The organism is Microbulbifer litoralis (assembly GCF_023634065.1).
GTDB lineage: Bacteria > Pseudomonadota > Gammaproteobacteria > Pseudomonadales > Cellvibrionaceae > Microbulbifer > Microbulbifer litoralis.
This window is the reverse complement of sequence record NZ_JALKCV010000005.1, coordinates 240,971-261,054: the sequence shown is the minus strand read 5'-3', so window position 1 is coordinate 261,054 and position 20,084 is coordinate 240,971. Positions and strand designations below refer to the sequence as shown.

The 20,084-nt window shown below is 64.0% G+C and carries 17 protein-coding genes; 6 read left to right on the top strand and 11 right to left on the bottom strand.

Translation table 11 applies throughout. The features are described from left to right. Positions 1-16 precede the first annotated feature (16 nt). Positions 17-601: a DNA endonuclease SmrA gene (gene smrA, locus MWN76_RS10295; RefSeq protein WP_250461323.1), complete on the top strand. Its 585-nt coding sequence runs from the start codon at positions 17-19 to the stop codon at positions 599-601. 60 nt (positions 602-661) lie between these two features. On the opposite strand, the gene MWN76_RS10290 is transcribed toward smrA, so the two are convergent. The 3 genes from MWN76_RS10290 to MWN76_RS10280 all read right to left on the bottom strand — a co-directional run bounded on the left by MWN76_RS10290 (position 662) and on the right by MWN76_RS10280 (position 2,911). After that, positions 662-1,564: a hypothetical protein gene (locus tag MWN76_RS10290; protein ID WP_250461322.1), complete on the bottom strand. Its 903-nt coding sequence runs from the start codon at positions 1,562-1,564 to the stop codon at positions 662-664. Between the two features lie 293 nt (positions 1,565-1,857). After that, entirely contained in the window at positions 1,858-2,373 is a 516-nt protein-coding gene (locus MWN76_RS10285; protein WP_250461321.1) for an META domain-containing protein, read from the bottom strand. Positions 2,374-2,437: 64 nt separating this feature from the next. Next, the gene (locus tag MWN76_RS10280) at positions 2,438-2,911 is read right to left on the bottom strand and encodes an META domain-containing protein (protein ID WP_250461320.1); all 474 of its coding nucleotides are present in this window, start codon (positions 2,909-2,911) and stop codon (positions 2,438-2,440) included. A gap of 129 nt (positions 2,912-3,040) precedes the next feature. Between MWN76_RS10280 and pyk the strand changes: the two genes are divergently transcribed. Beyond that, a complete protein-coding gene (pyk, locus tag MWN76_RS10275) occupies positions 3,041-4,477 on the top strand; it encodes a pyruvate kinase (protein ID WP_250461319.1) in 1,437 nt (478 codons plus the stop codon). 71 nt (positions 4,478-4,548) lie between these two features. On the opposite strand, the gene MWN76_RS10270 is transcribed toward pyk, so the two are convergent. Continuing rightward, positions 4,549-4,722 carry a hypothetical protein gene (locus tag MWN76_RS10270; RefSeq protein ID WP_250461318.1) on the bottom strand — a complete coding sequence of 58 codons (174 nt, stop codon included), beginning with the start codon at positions 4,720-4,722 and terminating at the stop codon, positions 4,549-4,551. Between the two features lie 200 nt (positions 4,723-4,922). Between MWN76_RS10270 and MWN76_RS10265 the strand changes: the two genes are divergently transcribed. Further along, on the top strand, positions 4,923-5,138 hold the full coding sequence (locus MWN76_RS10265; protein ID WP_250461317.1) for a hypothetical protein: 216 nt from the start codon (positions 4,923-4,925) through the stop codon (positions 5,136-5,138). A gap of 175 nt (positions 5,139-5,313) precedes the next feature. On the opposite strand, the gene MWN76_RS10260 is transcribed toward MWN76_RS10265, so the two are convergent. After that, a complete protein-coding gene (locus MWN76_RS10260; protein WP_250461316.1) occupies positions 5,314-7,521 on the bottom strand; it encodes a TonB-dependent receptor in 2,208 nt (735 codons plus the stop codon). 184 nt (positions 7,522-7,705) lie between these two features. Here MWN76_RS10260 and MWN76_RS20980 point away from each other — a divergent pair, with 184 nt between their 5' ends. The 3 genes from MWN76_RS20980 to MWN76_RS10245 all read left to right on the top strand — a co-directional run bounded on the left by MWN76_RS20980 (position 7,706) and on the right by MWN76_RS10245 (position 13,277). Continuing rightward, a complete protein-coding gene (locus MWN76_RS20980; RefSeq protein WP_284500353.1) occupies positions 7,706-11,074 on the top strand; it encodes a hybrid sensor histidine kinase/response regulator in 3,369 nt (1,122 codons plus the stop codon). 66 nt (positions 11,075-11,140) lie between these two features. Continuing rightward, complete coding sequence (locus MWN76_RS10250; protein WP_250461315.1) at positions 11,141-12,343, top strand: MFS transporter; 1,203 nt, start codon at positions 11,141-11,143, stop codon at positions 12,341-12,343. Then, entirely contained in the window at positions 12,330-13,277 is a 948-nt protein-coding gene (locus MWN76_RS10245; RefSeq protein ID WP_250461314.1) for an alpha/beta hydrolase, read from the top strand. The genes MWN76_RS10250 and MWN76_RS10245 overlap by 14 nt, the downstream gene beginning before the upstream one ends. 26 nt (positions 13,278-13,303) lie before the next feature. Here MWN76_RS10245 and MWN76_RS10240 read toward each other — a convergent pair whose 3' ends face one another. The 6 genes from MWN76_RS10240 to hutH all read right to left on the bottom strand — a co-directional run bounded on the left by MWN76_RS10240 (position 13,304) and on the right by hutH (position 20,022). Beyond that, positions 13,304-13,927 (bottom strand): response regulator transcription factor, encoded by a 624-nt coding sequence (locus MWN76_RS10240; protein WP_250461313.1) that lies wholly within the window; start codon positions 13,925-13,927, stop codon positions 13,304-13,306. Between the two features lie 117 nt (positions 13,928-14,044). Continuing rightward, positions 14,045-14,833, bottom strand: a complete 789-nt coding sequence (locus MWN76_RS10235; RefSeq protein WP_250461312.1) for a 3-hydroxybutyrate dehydrogenase — start codon at positions 14,831-14,833, stop codon at positions 14,045-14,047. Positions 14,834-14,962: 129 nt separating this feature from the next. Then, a complete protein-coding gene (locus tag MWN76_RS10230) occupies positions 14,963-15,358 on the bottom strand; it encodes a hypothetical protein (protein WP_250461311.1) in 396 nt (131 codons plus the stop codon). Between the two features lie 108 nt (positions 15,359-15,466). Continuing rightward, on the bottom strand, positions 15,467-15,793 hold the full coding sequence (locus tag MWN76_RS10225; protein WP_250461310.1) for a hypothetical protein: 327 nt from the start codon (positions 15,791-15,793) through the stop codon (positions 15,467-15,469). A gap of 169 nt (positions 15,794-15,962) precedes the next feature. Further along, complete coding sequence (locus MWN76_RS10220; protein WP_250461309.1) at positions 15,963-18,068, bottom strand: S9 family peptidase; 2,106 nt, start codon at positions 18,066-18,068, stop codon at positions 15,963-15,965. Positions 18,069-18,471: 403 nt separating this feature from the next. Then, positions 18,472-20,022, bottom strand: a complete 1,551-nt coding sequence (hutH, locus tag MWN76_RS10215; RefSeq protein ID WP_250461308.1) for a histidine ammonia-lyase — start codon at positions 20,020-20,022, stop codon at positions 18,472-18,474. Positions 20,023-20,084: the final 62 nt, after the last annotated feature.

Sequence of the window (20,084 nt, the reverse complement as noted above, 5' to 3'; positions counted from 1 at the left end):
CTGGGGGGAAGTATCAGTGAGCGAAGACAGCGATATTTTTCGCGAGGCTCTGGGCCAGCTGGGCGATGTAAAACCGCTGGTGCGCGAGCGCAAGGTGGCACTGAAAAAGGACGCGGATTCCGGCCTCAATAAACGCGCCCGCCGGGAGGCGGCCACCGAGGAGAGCCCGTCGGGTTTGAACCCGCTCACCGGCGAGGGCGTCGATCCGGTGGATCCCTGGGACCCGCTGGAGTTCAAGCGCGACGGCGTGCAGAACGGCGTTTACCGCAACCTGCGCCTGGGCAAATACCGGGTGGATGCGCGCCTGGACCTGCACCGCCACACGGTGGAGATGGCGCGCCGCGCGGTGCTGGAATTTGTAAAGGACTGCGTGGAGGCGGATGTGCGCTGCGCGCTGATCACCCACGGCAAGGGCGAGGGCCGCAAACAGCCGGCGGTGCTGAAAAGCTGTGTCAACACCTGGTTGCCGCAGTTGCGCGAAGTGCTGGCATTCCACAGTGCACAGAGGCAGCACGGCGGCCTGGGTGCGACCTATGTACTGCTGCGCAAGAGCGAGCGCAAACGGCAGGACAACCTGGAGCGGCACCAGCGGCGTCGCTAAGGTTGTTCTTTCCAGATCGCAGGGCTTCGCATCGGCCCTGTTGTTCTTTTCGGGAAGCCGTCAAAAACGCAAGCGGATCCTGCCCTCGACCAGGTCCCGGTATTCGGCGCGCAGGTCGTCTGCAGGATGATCCTCGTATTCGATCGTTTCCCTTCCCCCGCGCAGTTCCAGGTCTAATGCCACGCTGTCGGTGGCGAACACCTCAAGGCGCAGGCCGATCAACCCGGTAAACACTTCCGGCCGGCCGTCCACCGGAATCGAGTCATAGAGTTCCGCAGTCAGCGAGAAACGCTCACTCAAGCGATATTTCGCCTCGCCGCCCAGGCGTATGCCGGTCTCGGTATAGGAGCGGTCGATCTCTGTCGGTACGGCGATGACGAAGCCCGGATCCCCATCGAAGATACCGGATGGAACGCCATCGTAAAAAGCGTCGCCGAAGTCGATTGTGTCCAGGTCTTCAACTGGCGTGACTGTCGGGATGGCATCCGGGTCGAGTCGCTGGCGGTGGTCGAAATCCAGTATCGCCAGCTCGGCTCCCGGTGCCAGCGTCAATGGCCGGCCGAACAGTTCCATGTCAAACAGCCGCTCGTAGCCAACCCGGTACAGGTCGAGTCTGCTGGAGACTACCACCGGAACAGGTGCGGTGATTTCGTCTGCGAGCGATGACAGCGGGATATCCGCGCGATTGTCGCCGAGCCGGGTACGATCGTAGTCCAGGCGGAAACGGTTGCGCCCGTAGTTGTAACCGGCGCTGAAATTCAACTGGTGGAAACCGTCGTAACCCTGTTCGGAAAAGTTCGCCCGCAGGGGTGTGCTGTCGGGATATCTGGAAAAGGGAGCCTGCACATGGCCGTCGATATCGCCGCTGGTATAGCCGAGCGAGATATCCCGGCAGAATTCATCGGCGCTGGCGGCGTGGGGCAGGAGAAAAGCGGCCAGTGCCGCCAGGCGGGAATAATCCATTACATCCATGTCCTGTGCTGATGTTGCTATTGGCGCCTCTACTCTATATGAGAGGTGGCAGGGCTGCCAGATGGGGGAGGACTGGAAAGCGATTGGAGAGCTGTCAGACAGTGCAGACGTGAATTTTATGTGCCGCTGTCATTTTTTTGTCACCCGATGACGATAGGATGCAATCACAACGACATGCTTGTCCGCCTCGAGTAATGAGGCGTCGTTGTTCTTCTCTCTCTATCCGCGGACAGCGGATATTTACCCTTCTTGATTGTATTTGGCGGCCCCCCGGGCCGCCGTTTTTATTCTGTTTCGCCTTCGGCGCGGATGAATTCCAGCCGTGTGGCACCGCCGTTGCCCTCGAGTATCAGCGACCTGCCCCGCACTTTCATGGTGTCGGTCTGTGGCAGGGCTTTCAGGAAGGCCCTCTCCAGCTCGCCGCTCTCCCTGGCGCCGGCCATGCGGGACACTTCGGGTTCCTGGGGCCAGTGGACGGCGCCGCCCCGGCCGACGGTAAAGCGGCCCAGGTAGGGATTGGAACCGGCGCTGCCGCGCACGTAACCGAGTTTGTCGCAGGTGAGGTAGGGGCGGTCGCGCCAGAGTTTCTGCCACAGCAGGCGCGACTGGTGTTCGCGACCGTCGACCGACAGGCTCTCCAGCAGCCACTGGTGCTGGCAGACCGAGCTCTCGCCGGTGATTCCCGCCGCGATCGCATTCCCCGGCGGTATCTCGCCACCGCCCAGCGCGCCGCAGCCCGGTGCGATCAGCGGCAGCAGGGTGGCGAGCAGTGCGGCGGGGAGTCTGTGCGATCGTAGCATCTGGGAACTCTCGTTATTTTTCTTGTATTTAACATTAAACGGGTCCGTTTGTCTGTGGCCGGGTTCAATGGCTCACGCTGACATACTCTATGTAGATATCCCCCGACGGGTCGCGCAGTATCAGCCGACCGCCACCGGACTTGGTGAAGGCCTGGCGGGTGCCGGCCAGCGCGCGCAGGTAGGTCTGCTCCTGCTGCATCAGTTGCGATGGCCCGGCCATCTTGGTGGAGGCGAAGCTGGAGGTGTCCCACAGCAGCTGGCCATTGTCGGTGACCGTCATGGCACCGCGGTAGGTGTTGACACCGCTCTTGCCCATCACATTGCCGGCTGTGTTGCAGAGGAAGGTGAAGCGCTCCCTGTCCTGGACCTGGACGGCCTCGCCGTTCACCCGCAGGCGTTTCAGTTGCCATTTGGGCCCACACACGGAACCGAGGTTGCCCGCGGACTGCACTATCTCGGATTCATCGGTATCCATGCCGATACAGCCCGCCACAACCAGCGCCAGGCCCACCAGCCACAGCTGCACTACCTTGTTCATGGTGTTTCTCCCTGTCCGTTACTGCAAAAAGCTTAGTTGTTCGGTTGGCCCGGGAGAGGCGGGAGCCGCCAAGCTATGCTTGATGTGCGGCCCTCCACAGGCGGTCGCCAGCGCAGGGATGTCGCCGAGATGCTCAGACGTACCAAAATAGTCGCCACACTGGGCCCCGCCACCGACAAGCCGGGTGTACTCGCGCAACTGATCGCGGCGGGGGTGGACACCGTGCGCCTCAACTTTTCCCACGGCCTGGCCGACGACCATCGCCGCCGCGCCGGCGAGGCGCGGCGGGAGGCCGGGCGCCTGGGGCGACACGTGGCCATACTCGGCGATCTGCAGGGGCCGAAGATTCGCGTGGGCCGCTTCAGCGAGGGCCGTGCGCGACTGGAGAAGGCGGCCGGGTTCGTGCTCGACCCGGCCCTGCCCGCCGGAGCCGGCAATGCGCGCGGAGTATCGGTGGACTACGCGGAGCTGGCGCGCGACTGCGAGCGCGGCGATATCCTGCTGCTCGACGACGGCCGCCTGCGGCTGAAGGTCGCGGCGATCGACGGCACCGCCGTGCACACGACAGTGGAAGTGGGCGGCTGGCTGTCCGACAACAAGGGCATCAACAAGCTCGGCGGCGGCCTCACCGCAGCGGCGCTGACAGAGAAGGACCGCGGCGATATCCAGGTGGCTGCAGAACTGGGATTCGACTACCTGGCGGTCTCCTTCCCCCGCGATGCCGAGGATGTGCAGTGGGCGCGACAGCTGCTGCGCGAGGCCGGCAGCGCCGCCCATATCGTCGCCAAGATCGAGCGCGCCGAAGCGGTGGCGAGCGACAGGCACCTGGACCGGCTGATCCTGGCCAGCGACGCCATCATGGTCGCCCGCGGCGACCTGGCGGTGGAGATCGGCGAGGCGCAGCTGATGGGGGTGCAGAAGCACCTGATCCGCCGCGCGCGCCACCTGAACCGCGTCGCCATCACCGCCACCCAGATGATGGAATCGATGATCTCCAGCCCGGTGCCCACGCGCGCGGAAGTCTGCGACGTGGCCAATGCGGTGCTCGATGGCACAGACGCGGTGATGCTGTCCGCCGAGACCGCCGCCGGCGACTACCCGGTGGAAACCGTCGAGCACATGGCCGAAGTGATCGTGGGGGCGGAAAAGCACCGCAGCAGCCGGCGTCCGCCGCGCATTGCCCAGGACTACTACCCGGCCGGCGATGCCTGTATCGCCATGGCCGCGATTGCCATCGCCAACCACTGCCGCGAGATCAGGGCCATCGTCTGCCAGACCGAGACCGGCAACACGGCACTCCTGATGTCGCGGGTGCGTTCCGATATCCAGATATTCGCCTTCTGCCGACACCGCGCCAGCTGCAACCGCGTGGCGCTCTACCGCGGTGTCGATCCGGTGCTGATGGAGGTGGAAGGCCTGGACGGCATCGCCCGCGACCGCCAGGCGATCGCGCACCTGAAGCAGCGCAAGCTGCTCAGGCCCGGCGAATTCGTGCTGGTGTCGCGCGGCTACCACCAGGATATCGGCGGCAGCACCGATACCCTGCGTATCGTCAAGGTGGAATAAGCCGATGCGGGCGCCCGCCCTGCGGGCGAATAGCGGGGGGGCGGGCTCCCGTGTTGCCGGGTGGCACCGACTCAGCTGCGCACACAGCGCACCAGAATCTTCGATTCCAGCTCCTGCTCGACACAGCGGAAATGCTGGCCGTTCATGGTCAGGGATTTGGGGGTTCCTTCGGGCGCGGTTGTCGAACAACCGGCAACTCCTGTCGCCAGGGCCACGGCCAGCAGAATACAACAGAATTTCTGCACCGCAGAGTCCTCGTGACTTGTGAATGGGAGGCGCCTTTTGCGTCCGCCTCACCTGTCAGCCTAGGGGAAGTGGCTGCCAAAGTGAGCAATTAGACGCCAATTTGTATAAAGCCACGACAGAGACATTGTGATCCGGTTTTGGTGACCGGGGCGGGATCAGGCTTAGAATGGCTGGCTCATAGCGACAACAGGAGTATCCCATGCGAGCCCATTATGTCCTCTATACGGCCCTGGCTGTATTGGCCGGCTGTGGTGCCGACCGTGCGCCGGAGGTAGCCGGCCAACCCGCCGCCACCGAGACCCGGGAAGAAAAACCGGACGGCGTGATTCCGCAACACCAGTTGGACGCGCTGGAAAAGGCGAAGAAGGTCGAGGGACAATTGCAGGAGGCTGCCGAAAAGCGCGCCGATCCCTGATGGCCTGAGGGCGATTCTTTACCGAGATTTGGCTGTGCTCCTTAGTCACCAAACTTTCCGCATGGACCACTAGGTACAAAAAAGCCGCCGTCGCAGGCGACGGCGGCAAGTCGGTTGCTCATCGAGCCGGGGCCAAGGCGGCCCCCTGGAGAAAACGCGTAGCGATGCCGGCGGTTCAGAAGCTGTAGCTGCCGGTCAGGGCGACGGTGCGGGGAGCACCGTAGAAGCCGGTCACAAACGGTGCGTCAAAATTGTAGCCGGCGATCCGGTACTCCTTGTCCGCCAGGTTCTTGCCCACCAGGGCAAGCCGCCAGTCGCCGCCGGCGCTGTAGTAGGTCGCGCTCATGTCCACCAGTGTGTAGGCCTCCTGGTCGAGCATGCTCGGCGTTTCGAATATCTGGGTGTCGGCGCGGTAGGAGACCGTCGGGTTGAATACCAGTTCGGCGCCGCTATCCATCGGCAGTGAATAGTTCAGCTGGAACATCGCCGTGGTGTCCGGCGTATTCTGCATATCGCGCTGGTCGGACACATCGACACCGCCACTGATGAACTCCAGGAATTCGGTATCCGCGTAGCCCAGCGACAGATTTGCCAGCAGGTTGTCGGTCATCGCCAGGCTGGCTTCCAGTTCCAGGCCCTGGATACGCGCCTCGCCGGCGTTCAAGACGGCACTGGCGAAGCCGCCGCCCTCGACAAATTGCTGCACGGTTACCTGCATATCCTTGTAGTCGGCGCGGAAGGCGGCCGCGTTCAGGCGCAGGCGGTTGTCGAACAGGTCGGATTTTACCCCCAGCTCGTAGGTATCCACCGTTTCAGGATCAAAGCCGTCGACCGTGGATGGCAGTACACTGGCATCGCCGCGCATATCGAAACCGCCGCTCTTGAAGCCGGCGCTGTAGGTGGCGTAGACCATGGTGTCCCCGTCGATCTGGTAGTCGACTCCCAGGTGGGGGGTAAATTCACCCCAACTGTCACTGTTCTCGTAATCGGTCAGGGCGCCGAGAAATATGGCCGCGGGCTCGCCGGGGTTGTATTTGTCCGCAAAAATGGGGCTGTAGACGCCGGCGAAATTGCCCTTGAATACTGCTGCATCCTTCTCATCCCGCGTGTAGCGGCCGCCCAGGCTCAGGTTCCAGTCCGGCGCGAAACGCCAGTTGTAGTGGGCATAGGCGGACAGGCTGGTTGTATCCACTGAGCCGGCCACCTGTTGTGTGAGCCCCACCGGCAGGGTCGGGTTTTCCGGATCGGCATTCAGGTTCAGGTAGCCGAGCACTGCATCGAACGCGCCGGCTGCGGTGCCGGTATAGTAGTAGATGCCGCTGACCAGATCGGCATTGGTACCGCTCCAGTTCAGCTGGAATTCCTGGGTCGTCTGGTCGTCCTCGTAATAGGCCGGCACATCGAAATCCGGGCGGTCCAGGCTGTCGAAATCGATCGGTGTTTCCGACTCGCCCTCTCGGTAGGCGGTAATGGATTTGACGGTAACGCTGTCACTGAGCTGCCATTCGACGGTCATGGATGCGCCGCCGGTCTCGACCAGGTTGTCGTGAATCATGTTCGATTCGGTGTCGTAGACACTGTCCAGCACCGGCTCGCCGTTAAAGCCGGGTACCATGCGGTAGCCGTGTTTGGGCGCGGATTCATCTTTCGTCTGGTCCGCGGCCAGGCGGATCCAAAGGTCGTCACTGGGATTGAACTCCAGTGCGATGCGACCGCTGAAAATATCCTTGTTGTACTGTTCCTCGCCGGTAATCACATTCTCGCCGTAGCCATCGCGCTGGAAACTGGCGACGGCGCCGCCGAGGTAGACGCCGTCGGCGATTTCGGTGGAGCCGGCCACTTTCAGGTCGCGCTGGTTATAGCTACCGAGGGCGCCGCTGACAGAGACGCGGGAGTCTCCGGACATTTTTTTGGTGACATACTTGACCGCGCCGCCGATGGTATTTTTCCCGTAGAGGGTACCCTGCGGACCGCGCAGCACTTCCACCCGTTCCACGTCGAGAATATCCAGTACCGCCCCCTGCGGGCGGGCGATATAGACATCGTCCACATAGATGCCGACGCCCGGCTCGAAACCCCACAGCGGATCCTGCTGGCCGATACCGCGGATAAAGGCGGTCAGGGTGGTGTTGCTACCGCGGCTGACCTGGAGTGTGGTGTTCGGGGACAGCTTCTGGATATCGGTAATATCGCTGACGCCGTTCTGCAGCAACGCGTCTTCGCCGATCGCGGTCACTGCCACCGGTACCTCCTGCAGCGACTGTTCACGTTTCTGCGCGGTTACGGTCACTTCCTCGAGGGCGGGTTCGGCGTAGGTAAAACTGGCGCCGCAGGCGAGCATGATGCCGGCGGCGAGGGGTTGGAATTTTATTGCTCTCTTCATGGCTCTCTCCAATCACCAGATTTATGGTTTTTATAAGTCTCGGAGTTGCCACTCTAGCCACTCGGGGTCCGCTTGCCTGCTAGACCAAGGTATGACGATCGGGGCATCCGGGATGGAGGACAAAAAACAGCCGCTGGGGTATGGTTTCAGTCACCGATACCAAGAATAACGAAGGTGCAGTCCCTTGTTTAGCCTGACCGTACTGGCGGCCGTCGCCCTCGCCTACCTGCTGCTGCTGTTCGCGATCGCCTTCTGGGGTGACCGCTTGCCGGTCGGTCGTATTCGCCCGGTCAAGCCGCTGCTGCTGGCACTGGCCGGCACCTATACCAGTGCCTGGATGTTTTTCGGCACGCCGGCACAGGCGGTGGAGGAAGGCTGGCTGCTGCCGCCGACCTTTGTCGGTGCCAGCCTGATGCTGGTCGTGGGCGCGCCGCTGCTGATGCGTTTCGTGCGCATCTGCAAACAGCAGGGGTCGACCTCCATCGCCGATTTCATCAGTGCCCAGTTCGGCGGTTCCCAGTGGCTGGCGGCGGCGGTGGCGGTGCTCGCGCTGGTGGCAATACTGCCCTATCTGGCTCTGCAACTGCGGGCAGTGGCGGACAGTTTCCTGCTCCTGGCCGACAGCGGGGCATTTGATTCGCACACCGGTTCCTCCACCGTGACGGCGATCGTCAGTGCCACCATCGGCCTGTTTGCGCTGCTGTTCGGCACCCGCCACATCGACAGCAGTGTGCACCGCAACGGCATGCTGCTGGCGGTGGCCTTCGAGGCGCTGGTCAAGATCGGGGCCTTTGTCGCCGTGGCCTGGTTTGTGCTCGGCACGGCGTTTGACGGCAGTGCCGACCTGGCGCGCACGGCGCTGGCGAGCGAGCGGGTCGCGGCACTGGCGGCGGCGCGACCGGCGGATACCGGGTATTTCGCCGTGGTGGTGCTGGGCATGGCGGCCATGTTCTGCCTGCCGCGCCAGTTCCATATCCTGATGATCGAGAGCGACGGCGAGGGGGATATCGGCCCGGTGCGCAAGCTGATCCCGCTGTACCTGGGCGTCCTGTCGCTGGCGATCCTGGTGGTGGGTTACGGTGGCCTGCTATGGCTGCCGGAAGCCTACGGCAACCCCGAGCGCTTCGTGCTGGGCATCCCGCGGCAGAGCGGTTCCGAAGCGCTGTCGCTGTTGGCGTTTGTCGGCGGCCTGTCGGCCGGTTCCAGCATGGTGATCATCGCCACCATTGCCCTGTCGACGATGATCGCCAATGCCGTGGTGGTGCCCTGGTGGCTGCAGCGTTTGCAGTCGCGCCCGGCCGGCCAGGCGCTGGGCCCGGATCTGCGCCGCGTACGCCGCGGTATTATCGCCGTCATCATGCTGGCCGCCTTCGCCGTCAATGAGTGGATCGGCCCGGGGGTGCGCCTGGGGACTTTCGGCCTGCTGTCACTGGCGCTGGTGGCGCAGCTGGCACCGGCGATGATCGCCGGCGTCTGGTGGCCGGCCGGCGGAATGCGCCTGCGCGCGGCGGGTGTCGTCGCCGGCCTGCTGGCCGGCGCGCTGGTCTGGACGCTGTCGGCGCTGCCGGCGGCGCTCGGCCGGCCGGACCTGGTGGCCGGCGCCCTGGGGCTGGACTGGCACGCCCTGTCGATCAGTTGCGTGTTTGGCCTCGGTGCCAATTTCGCCGCACTGCTGTCGGTGTCCGCGCTGCTGGAACGCTGGCGCCCCCTGGGCCGCGGTGTGGAAGAGGCGCCGGTGGACCGGGCGCAGCTGCGCGAGCTGCTGGCGCGCTTTATCGGCGAGGATGCGGCGGCGCGCACCTTTGCCGGTTTGCGTGAACAGGCGCAGCCGGATTATCGCGGCGCGGTGGAAAAGGTGCTCGCCGGCATCGTCGGTTCGACCAGTGCGCGCCGGCTGGTGCGACAGTCCAACAGCGCCAGTGCGCAGAACCTGGAGCAGGCGTCGGCCATCTACCAGTTTGGCCGCGGCCTGCTGCAGAGCAGTATCGACAATATCGATCAGGGCATCTCGGTGGTGGATGCCAACCTCAACCTGGTGGCCTGGAACCGCCGCTATGTGGAATTGTTCAGCTATCCGCCGTCGATGATCTACGTGGGCCAGCCGGTGGCGGAGCTGGTGCGCTACAACGCCAGCCGCGGCGAGTGTGGCCCCGGCGATGTGGAAACCCATGTACAGAAGCGTGTCGAGCACCTGCGTGCCGGCACCGCCTACCGGGTACAGCGCCACCGCACCGACGGCGCAGTGCTGGAAATCCGCGGCAATCCGCTGCCCGCCGGCGGCTTCGTGACCACTTACACCGATGTCTCCGATTACCAGCGCGCGCTGGCGGAGCTGACCGAAGTGCGGGATTCGCTGGAACACAAGGTGGCCGAACGCACCGGCGCGCTACAGTCCCTGAATGAAAAACTGCAGACGCTGAACCGCGACCTGGAGGCCGCCAGCCGCGGCAAGACCCGCTTCCTGGCCGCCGCCAGCCACGATCTGGTGCAGCCGCTGAACGCCAGCCGCCTGTTCCTGGACGCGCTCACCGCCCGCGAGCTGGACGACGACAGTCGCGGCCTGCTGGATCGCGCCGACAGCGCGCTGGCCGCCGCCGAACAACTGATTACCGACATGCTGCAGATCGCGCGTATGGACGCCGGCGACATCCACCCGGCGGTCAAGCCCACGGCGCTCGACCGGGTGCTTGGCGGAGTGGTGGAACAGGCGCGCCTGGCCGCCGGCGCGCGCCGTATCCAGCTGCGCTACCGGCCCTGCGACCTGTGGGTCGACAGCGACGAGAAAATGTTGCGACGGGTAGTGCAGAACCTGCTCGACAACGCGGTGAAATACACCCGCAGTGGCGGCGTACTGCTGGCGGCCCGCCGCCGCGGCGACAGCGTATCGCTGGAAGTCTGGGACACCGGCTGCGGCATCGAGGCGTCGCAGCAGGAAAATATTTTCCGCGAGTTCTGCCGCCTGGATATTCCCGGGGGCGACGCCGGGCGCGAACACGGCTACGGCCTGGGGCTGGCCACGGTGGAGCGCCTGTGCCGCCTGCTGGAATCCCCGATTGAAGTCGGGTCGCAGCCCGGTCGCGGCAGCGTCTTCCGCGTGCGCCTGCCGCTGGCGCAGGCTGCCAAACCCCGCGCGCCGGCGCCGGCGCGGTTGCCGCCGGCGCAGGTGGCGCTGCGGTTGCGGGTGGTCTGTGTCGACAACGAACCGTCGATCCTGGAGGCCATGCGCGCACTGCTCAGCGGTTGGGGGTGCAAAGTGCACTGCGCGCGCAACCGGCGCGAGGCGCTGTCGCTGCCGCGGCCGGACCTGCTGCTGATGGATTTTCACCTGGACGATGAACTGGACGGTATCGGCCTGGCGCGGCAGATGATGTCCAACTGGGATGGCGCCGTGCCCTGCGCGATTATTTCCGCCGAGAACACGGACCTGGTCAAGAACCGCGCCCAGCGCGCCGGCTGGCAGTTCCTGCAGAAACCCCTGCGCGCGGCGGCGCTGCGGGCACTGCTGCAGGCGCAGCAGCGCAGCGCGCCGGGGCCTGCGACCAAGGTCGTATAGCAGTGGCGATACGCGCGGCGCACCCTACGGAACTGTGAGAAATTATCGGTCCCAGAAGTAACAACAATGAAAAAATACCTGCTCGAAATACTGATGTTCAGCGCCTATGCGCTCTTCGCCGCCAGTTGGGTGTCCGGTGCAATACTGACGCCGTCGATCCAGTCCTCCTTTGGCGAACAGGGTTTTGCCAATGCCACCTGGGGCAGCAACGTCATCACCCTGGCGAAAATTGTCGGCAACCTGGCTGCCGCCATGCTGCTGATGCGGCTCGGTGCCAAGCGTGCCTTTGCGCTGGCGATGGTATTGATCGCCGCCGGGGGCCTGGGTGCCCTGGCCGGTGATTACGGCAACTGGCTCTTGTCGAGGCTGGCGCTGGGGCTGGGCGGGGCGCTGGCGATCGTGTATTTCAATCCGGTGGTGCTGCACTATTTCTCCGCGCCGGAGCGCCCGCTGATCAACGGCATCAACGCGGCCGCGTTCAATACCGGCAACCTGCTCGCACTCTTGTCCACCGGCGGGCTGGTCGCCTGGCTGGGCAGCTGGCAGTCGGTGGTGGCACTCTACGGTGTCATGGCGCTGGCACTGGCAGTACTCTGGTGGCTGTCGGCGGAGGACTTTTCCCTGTCCGGCGGCGAGGACAAACCGCCGGAAAAATACGGTCTCAGGGAGGGTGTGCGCGAGCGTTTCAACTGGTGGCTGCCGCTGGCCTATTGCGGTGTGCTCTTCTGCTACATTTCGGTGTTTGCGCTCTTCCCGCTGATCGACGGTTTTGCCGTCGCCAGCAATCACCTGTCGGCGGTGATGATCGCCGCCGGCATGGTCGGCACCGCGGCCGGTATCGTTGTCGTGCGGCGCTATCCACTGCGGTTGCCGGTACTGCGCTACGCCGGCCTGGCGCTGGTGATCTTTGCCGCGCTGATGCTGGCCAGCCGCAATCCGTTGCTGGCGTACGCGGCGGCGGCACTGGCCGGTTTCTTCATGTTCCTGCCGATGACCGCACTGGTGACCCTGCCGCAGGAGCTGCCGGGCATGACGCCGGCGCGCATCACGGTGACCTTCGCCATGTTCTGGTCTATTTCCTACGGCGTGGAGACGGCGTTGATGTACGGTGCCGGCCTGCTGGCGGATACCAGTGGTGAGCCGGCGCTGGCCGCCTATTTCGCCGTGGCCTGTTCGGCGTCGCTGTTTGTGTTTTCCTTCCTGCTGCCGGAGAGCGGCAGGGCAGGTAACGAAGCGGAAAAACTGGAGGCCGACGATGCGACAGCCTGACCCGAAACTGGCCGAGTGGCTCGAGGGCGTCAACGCCCAGTTGGCGCAACTGAAGGCCGCCGGCTTTGAAGCCACCCCGATCTCCGCACGCGAGAGCCTGGCCAACCTGACGCGCACTTTTGTAGAACCGGGGCCGGAAATGCCGGTTTGCGAAACCTTGGTGCACGGCGGTGAATACGCGGTACCGGTGCGGATCTACCGGCCGGCCAATACCGAACCGGGTGCGGCGATCATCTATTGCCACGGCGGCGGCCATATGGCCGGCAGTGTGTCGATCTACGATCCCATTTGCCGCCGCCTGGCCGATGCCTGCGGGCGCACGCTGGTGTCGGTGGAATACCGCCTGGCACCGGAAAATCCCTATCCCGCGGGCCTCAACGATCTGCTCGCCGTGGTGAAGGGGCTGGGCGCGGCGCTGGATGGCAACAACATCCGGCATGACAACCGCTGGATACTGATGGGGGATTCCGGCGGCGGCGCGCTCTGTGCCAGTGCCAGCCGCCTGCTGCAGCACCGCCCGCGCGATGTTTCCGCGGGCTTCATCGCCGCGCAGGTGCTGATCTACCCGAGCCTCGATTACACCATGCTGCAGCCGTCGATCGAGGAAAACGGCAGCGGCTACCTGCTGGAGCGGGAAAAAATTCTCTGGTATTTCGACCATTATTTCCAGCGTTCGGAAAACCCCAGGCTCGCCTCGCCATTGCACGGCGAGTTTACCGGCGGGCTGCCGTCGTCACTGGTGGTCTCGGCGGAATTCTGTCCGCTGCGGGATGAAGCGTTTGCCTATACCGAAAAACTGGAACAGGCCGGTGTCGCCGTCGAGTCGCTGCACTTCGACAATATGATTCACGCCTTCATGAACCTGGAAAACCTGGTACCGGGGGCCTGCGAGAAACTCTATCGGCATATCGGCGAGTATGTGCGGGGAATCTGATTCCGAGAGCTCCGTGTGCCCGGGACTCAACCTAACCGCGTCAGCGACTGCGCCTCGCGGATCAGCTGCTTCCTGTCCCGCAATTCCAGTTTGCGCAGGATGGCGGTTACATGGCTTTTGACCGTGGGCTCGGTGATTTCCAGGTCGTAGGCGATCTGTTTGTTCAGCTGCCCGCGGGCAATCATCTGGAAAATGCGAAACTGTTGCGCCGTCAACCGGGCCAGCCGCTCGGCCAGCGGCGTCTCCTCCGATGCCTGCAGCGCTTCCGGGTCGAACCACTGTTGGCCGGCAAAAATGGCCTCCAGGCACTGCACGATTTCGCCGGGTTTTGCGGTCTTGGACAGAAACCCGCTGGCGCCGAAGGCGGCCGCCTGCTGTACCACCGGGTGTCGGTCGCTGCCGGAAACCACCACCACCGGCACCGCCGGGAAGTCGTTGCGGATTTGCGCCAGGCCGTTGAAGCCCTCGCTGCCGGGCATATTCAGGTCCAGCAGCAACAGGTCGATTTCGCTGTTGCCCAGCGCATCCAGCGTGGATTGCAGGTCCTCGCCCTGCAGCAGTTCGCAATCGGGGAAATGTTGCCTCAGCGTCGCCGCCAGGGCATCGCGGTAGAGGGGGTGATCGTCGGCGATCAGTAGTCGGTAATTCACTGCACACCCATTTAATAACTCAGGTTTCGGAGTTTTTCCGGGAGCCACCGGGCCAGCCCGATAGATCTGGACTCCGAAAATTGAGCAATAAGAATTATTCTGCGGGTGAGGAGGATATTACTGCGCGGTCCAGCCTCCGTCTACCGGCAGCGCGGCGCCGGTGATGGTTTCGGCATACTCGCCGCACAGGTACAGCACCAGGCCGGCGATGGCCTCGGGTCGGGTGGCTTTGGCGATGGGTTGTTTGGCACCGATCAGCCTGGCCCGTGCCGCTTCCAGGTCGATATTGCCATCGCGGGCGATTTTCTCGATCTGTGGCTCGATCAGCGGTGTTTCCACCCAGCCGGGGCAGACGGCGTTGGCGGTTACGCCGCAGTCGGCATTTTCCAGTGCCAGCACGCGGGTGAGACCCACCAGTCCGTGCTTGGCGGCGCAGTAGGCGGCTTTCTGTTCCGAGGCCACCAGGCCGTGCACCGAGGAGATATTGACGATACGGCCCCAGCGCCTGTCGCGCATGGACGGCAGCAGATCGCGGGACAGGTAAAAGGCGGCACTGAGGTTGATGGACAGGATGCGCTGCCATTGCTCGGCGGGAAATTCGCAGGCGTTGGCCGTGAACTGCACACCGGCATTGTTCACCAGCACGGCCGGGTTGCCGAGCGCCTCGCGGGTATCGGCGACCAGCTGTGCGCAGCCCGTTTCGGTGGAGATATCGGCGGTGCTGATACGGCAGGGCACGCCGTAGCTGTCGCGGAATTCCCGCGCCAGGGTTTCACCCTCTTCCGGCCACAGCAGGCCGTGCAGCATGACCGGGTACCCGGCCTTTGCCATCGCGTGGGCAATGGCGAGGCCGATACCGCTGGTGGAACCGGTGACCAGAACTGGTGATTGTTGTTCCCGCTGCACTGAAAACTCCCGCCGCTGATACTGGGCTCTGCAAATCCAGAGCGTCCCTGCTTTCCAAGTCTGCAGAAATCCTATCAGCGGCGGTTGGCGCGGTCTCTATGACCAAGGTATGAGTCCGGCACCGTCCGCTCAGCGGCGCCCGCCGCGATTCGGGCGATGGCCGCCACTGGGGCGGTGACTCGGCCGGCCGGGTCGATAGCCGGGTCGGTGGCTGGGACGGTGACCGGGGCGGTTGTAGTAGCGTTTGTGTCCGCGATAGCGATGGTAGCGGTGGCCGTCGTAACGGTTGTAATAACGGTAGCGCGGGTAGTAGCGATAGCGCGGATAGTAGCCGCGATAGCGATAGTAGCGTGGCGACGAATACTGCAGGTAGATACTGCTGGACGGGTAGACGTAGGGGCGCGTGTACGGATAGGACGAATAGTAGGTCCCGGTGGAGTAGTAGCCGTCGCTGGCGCAGGCGCCCAGGGTCAGGGCGGTGCAGACCGTGGCGGCGATCAGCCCGGTTCTGAGGAATCTGTTCATGATGCTCTCTCCAGTGGTGGTAAACCCTTTGGTTGAGGCATTCCCTGCGGCACCTGCGTGTCGCTCGCCGGTTGCTCGAAAATCGGACCGGGGGTCCGCGGATTCCGCTCAGTAAGGTCGCGGCCGGGCCGGTGGTGGCTGCGGCCGCTGGTATCGCTGTGGCGGCCGCTGCCGGTAGTAGCCGCCGTGGTAGTAGAAGTTGGGATGGCGGCTGTTGTGGCAGACGCCGCTGGGGTGGCAGTGGTAGTAGCGGCCGGTCACCCGGTAGTAACTGTTGTTGCCGTAGTTGCTGCTGCCGTAGTTGCTGCTGCCGTAGCCTGTGTTGCCGCCGCTGACATAGCCGGTATCGGTACACGCCGGCAGTGCCAGCGAGGCCGTCGCCAGCAATGCGGCAGTCGCGCCGCTGGGCAGCAGCCGCCTGGGCCGGAACTTCATGGAGACCTCCACGCCGTTTTGGCGGGTAAAACGTCTAAATTCAGCCTAGCAGGGTTGGCGGAAATTTCCTCAAATACAAAATCCCCGTCGAGGAGGAGCGGCCGGGATAGCGGAACAGCGCAATTGGAAAGGGAGAGGTGGTCCCGGCGGGGGCCGGGACCGGGAAGGGTTATTCGCCGGAGTCGACCGTGTTGGTGGCGATCACTTTTGCCTTGTCCACAGCCTGGCTGAGACCGGGTACGAATCCGGCGCCGTGCACTACCTGGATGCTGGAACCGTCCAGGTCGTCACCGATCGGCTGGTGGCGGCCGTCGAGGCAGTCGGCGAGGAAGGATTCCGTCGCGGCGAAGAAGGACAGCCGGTTTTCCGGTTTGTGGAAACCGTGCCCCTCGTCCGGGTACAGGATATAGGTCACCGGGATCTCGCGCTTTTTCATCGCCGAGACTATCTGGTCCGACTCCGCCTGTTTTACCCGCGGGTCGTTGGCCCCCTGGCCGATCAACAGGGGCCGCACGATCCGGTCGGCGTAGGTCAGCGGTGAGCGCTCCGCCAGCATCTTCTTCCCGGCTTCGGTTTCCGGATTGCCCACGGCTGCGTGCAGGGTATTGCGGAAGGCCTCCCAGTAGGGCGGGATCGAGTCGATCAGGGTATTGAGGCTGGACGGGCCGACAATGTCCACCCCACAGGCAAAGGTCTCCGGCGTGAAGGTGAGTCCCACCAGGGTCGCATAACCGCCGTAGCTGCCGCCCATGATCGCCACCTGGTCTGGGGTGGTAATACCCTGCCCGATCGCCCAGTCCACGGCGTCGATCAGGTCGTCGTGCATGGCGCCGGCCCACTCGCCGTGGCCGGCATTGATAAATGCCTTGCCGAAACCGGTGGAGCCGCGGTAATTCACCTGCAGTACTGCGTAGCCACGATTGGCCAGCCACGGCGCGGCGCCGTTGTCGGCGAAATTGTCTCGGCTCCAGGGGCCGCCGTGGACCAGCAACACCATGGGCACCGGCGCTTTGACTTCACCGCCCAGGTCTTTTTCAACCGGCAGCGTCAGGTAGGAAACGAGATCCAGGCCGTCGCGGGAGGGTATGGTCTGCGGGTAGGTGTTTGCCAGCGGTAAATCGTTCAGCTCGGGCGTGACGTCGAACAGCTTGTCCAGTTGCCGGCCGTCGCGGCTGTATACCTGGTAGGCGTCGGAGGCCGAGTCGCGGGCGGCGTAGATGATCCAGCGGGCGGCATCCCGGGTGGCGCCGAGAATGGAAATGTCTCCGTCGGCCTGTTTCTCCAGCGCATCGATATCCGCCGAAAAGCGATCGTCCAGGGAGTTCCAGTGGTTGGTGTGCAGGTTGATCGAATAGGCGATGGGCTTGTGTTCCCGCGGGTGCATCAATACCTGGCCTATCTCGGCGCTGGCCGGTTCCGCCAGCACCTGGCTGTCCCCGCTTTGCAGCAGGTAGTGTGTCAGCGCGGCCTTGTCGCGGCCGCGACTGTCGAGCATGTAGATACCGCGGTTGTCCCCGTCGAAACCGAGAATCTGCGTGGTAAAGGAATCCTCCAGGCCGACCTCGAATATCTCCTGCCAGTCGTCGCCCCGTTTCTCCAGGACCCTGAAGCCGCCACTGGATGTGGTCCTGGTGGCGAGCCGCAACTGCAGGTCGTGGTCGAAGTGGAAGCCGGCGAAACCGTCGTTCTCCAGCAGCAGCTCGCGCTCTGCCGTTTCCAGGTCGACGCGATACAGGTCGTGCCAGCGCGGATCCCGATCATTCATGCCGACAATGGCGATGCCCGGGTGCGATTCGCCCTGCGCGACCATCTGTGCCTGCACGCCGTCGTAGGGAGAGAGATCGGTGATCTCGCCGCTGTCGAGATCGACGCTGTACAGATGCCAGTTTTCATCGCCGTTCCGGTCGCGGGTAAACAGGATGCGCCGGCTGTCGAGCGTCCAGAAATGCCGGGGAATACCGCGGCCGGTATCGCGGGTGATCGGCTCTGCGGCGTCGATATCACCGGCCGGTGCCACCCAGATATTCATGACGCCGTCGAGCGGGGCGCGAAAGCTCATCATCCGGCCGTCGGGGCTCAGGCGCCCCTGTGAACGATCGGGATTGCCGAGCAGCAGTGCGCGGTCGATCAGTTCGACCTGCTGTTCTTTTGCGGGCGCTTTGCTCGCCGCGGTTTCGGAAGGTGCTGCCGTTGCGGTCGATTCATCCCCGCGGCCGCAGGCGGTGAGGAGTACAACAAGAGAGAAGACGCCGAAAAATCCAGCTGATTTTTTCATGGTCGGTTCCTTGTCTGTTTTTATTGGTGGAGACTTCCATTGACCGGGTCAGCATTGCACAGCGCTGGTGGCGAGAAAAGCGCCGGCAGCGGGAAAGGCGGAAAAGAAAAGGCGCCGGTTGAACGCGGCGCCTTTTGCGAACTTCCCGTACGGCCCACTAGCCCGGATGTTTCACCAGGGGCCGCGATGATCGCGCCGAGATCTGTGCGCTCAGTGCATTTTTGCGGCGTACATGCATGCTCATTGCACGTATTAGCCGCAAAAATGTGCTGAGCGTGCAGAGATCAAGCGAGGGCGCGGCCAGCGGCGGCCGGTAGCACTTTGTACCGCGAGTAAAGCTCCAAAAATTTAGCAAAAACATAAAGTTACGCCATATATGGAGCGGCTTGGTGAAATATCCGGGCTAATGAGTGCTGGGCATCAGCTCGCCATCGATAAACTGCAGGTAGTCGGCGGCGGCCAGCAACTGCTTGGCCTCCTCGATATCCGGCGCGAAGTAGCGGTCCTTGTCGTAGAAGGATACGCGTTCGCGCAACCTGGCCTTGGCCGCTTCCAGTTTTTCCGCAGTCTTCAGCGGCGCGCGGAAATCCAGTCCCTGGCAGGCGGCCAACAGCTCCACGGCGAGAATGCCGCAGGTATTGTCGGCCATGTCCCGCAGGCGGCGGCCGGCAAAGGTGGCCATGGAGACGTGGTCTTCCTGGTTGGCGGAGGTGGGCAGCGAATCGACACTGGCCGGGTGGGCCAGGGATTTGTTTTCGCTGGCCAGCGCCGCACCGGTGACCTGGGCGATCATAAAGCCGGAGTTCACACCGCCGTTGTCCACCAGGAAGGGCGGCAGGCCGGACAGGTTGGAGTCGATCAGCAGCGCCATGCGCCGCTCGGAGAGGGCACCGATCTCCGCCAGTGCCAGTGCCAGGTTATCGGCCACCATGGCCACCGGCTCGGCGTGGAAGTTACCACCGGAAATGATGTCGGAACTTTCCGGGTTCGCCTCGTCGGTAAAGACCAGCGGGTTGTCGGAGACACCATTGGCCTCCGCCAGAAGAACTTCGGAGGCAAAGCGGATCTGCTGCAGGCAGGCGCCCATGACCTGCGGCTGGCAGCGCAGCGAATAGGGGTCCTGCACTTTTTCGCAGTTCTCGTGCGATTCGCCGATCTCGCTCTGCTCGCCCAGCAGGTCGCGGAAGGTCGCGGCCACATCGCGCTGCGCCTGTTGACCGCGCACCGCGTGGATGCGGTCGTCGAACGGCCGGCGTGAGCCCTTGGCGGCTTCCAGCGTCAGCGCGCCGGTCACCAGGCCGCCGGCGAACAGGTCCTCGGCCGCGAACAGGCCCAGCAGGGCGAAGGCGGTGGAGGCCTGGGTGCCGTTCAACAGCGCCAGCCCCTCCTTCGGCGCCAGCGTCATCGGTTCCAGGCCGGCTTTTTTCAGGCCCTCGGCGGCCGGCTTGCGCTGGCCGTCGATAAAACACTCGCCCTCACCGAGGAGTACCACGCTCATATGCGCCAGCGGCGCCAGGTCGCCGGAGGCGCCCACGGAGCCCTTTTCCGGAATGGCCGGGAAGACGCCGGCATTGACCAGCTCGATCAGCGCCTCGATCACCCGCGGGCGCACGCCGGAAAAGCCGCGGGACAGGGAGTTGATTTTCAGCACCATCAACAGGCGCACCGTGTCCTCGTCCATAAAGTCGCCAGTGCCGGCGGCGTGGCTCAGGACGATGGCGCGCTGCAGGGTTTCCAGATCGTGGGGCTCGATACGGGTGTTGGCCAGCAGGCCGAAACCGGTATTGATGCCGTAGACAGTGCGGCCCTGTTCCAGCACTTGGGACACCGTTCTGGCCGAGGCCTCGATGGCCGGGTAGGCGTCTTTGCCCAGGGACAGCTGCACCGGCTCGCGCGCGGCGCGGCGCAGTTGCGCGAGGCTCAGTTGGCCGGGGGTGATTTGCAGTTGGTACATACAATTCTCGTCGTAAATTGGTGTCTGCCTTGTAGGAGCCTGCCCTGCAGGCGAATGGCTGC

What these genes read in the sequence shown, in the direction of transcription:
- hutH (WP_250461308.1), bottom strand. Translation starts at nt 20,022, where the DNA reads ATGTACCAACTGCAAATCACCCCCGGCCAACTGAGCCTCGCGCAACTG.
- MWN76_RS10225 (WP_250461310.1), bottom strand. Translation starts at nt 15,793, where the DNA reads ATGAAGTTCCGGCCCAGGCGGCTGCTGCCCAGCGGCGCGACTGCCGCA.
- MWN76_RS10265 (WP_250461317.1), top strand. Translation starts at nt 4,923, where the DNA reads ATGCGAGCCCATTATGTCCTCTATACGGCCCTGGCTGTATTGGCCGGC.
- MWN76_RS10260 (WP_250461316.1), bottom strand. Translation starts at nt 7,521, where the DNA reads ATGAAGAGAGCAATAAAATTCCAACCCCTCGCCGCCGGCATCATGCTC.
- MWN76_RS10230 (WP_250461311.1), bottom strand. Translation starts at nt 15,358, where the DNA reads ATGAACAGATTCCTCAGAACCGGGCTGATCGCCGCCACGGTCTGCACC.
- MWN76_RS10245 (WP_250461314.1), top strand. Translation starts at nt 12,330, where the DNA reads ATGCGACAGCCTGACCCGAAACTGGCCGAGTGGCTCGAGGGCGTCAAC.
- MWN76_RS10285 (WP_250461321.1), bottom strand. Translation starts at nt 2,373, where the DNA reads ATGCTACGATCGCACAGACTCCCCGCCGCACTGCTCGCCACCCTGCTG.
- pyk (WP_250461319.1), top strand. Translation starts at nt 3,041, where the DNA reads ATGCTCAGACGTACCAAAATAGTCGCCACACTGGGCCCCGCCACCGAC.
- MWN76_RS10290 (WP_250461322.1), bottom strand. Translation starts at nt 1,564, where the DNA reads ATGGATTATTCCCGCCTGGCGGCACTGGCCGCTTTTCTCCTGCCCCAC.
- MWN76_RS10280 (WP_250461320.1), bottom strand. Translation starts at nt 2,911, where the DNA reads ATGAACAAGGTAGTGCAGCTGTGGCTGGTGGGCCTGGCGCTGGTTGTG.
- MWN76_RS10250 (WP_250461315.1), top strand. Translation starts at nt 11,141, where the DNA reads ATGAAAAAATACCTGCTCGAAATACTGATGTTCAGCGCCTATGCGCTC.
- MWN76_RS10220 (WP_250461309.1), bottom strand. Translation starts at nt 18,068, where the DNA reads ATGAAAAAATCAGCTGGATTTTTCGGCGTCTTCTCTCTTGTTGTACTC.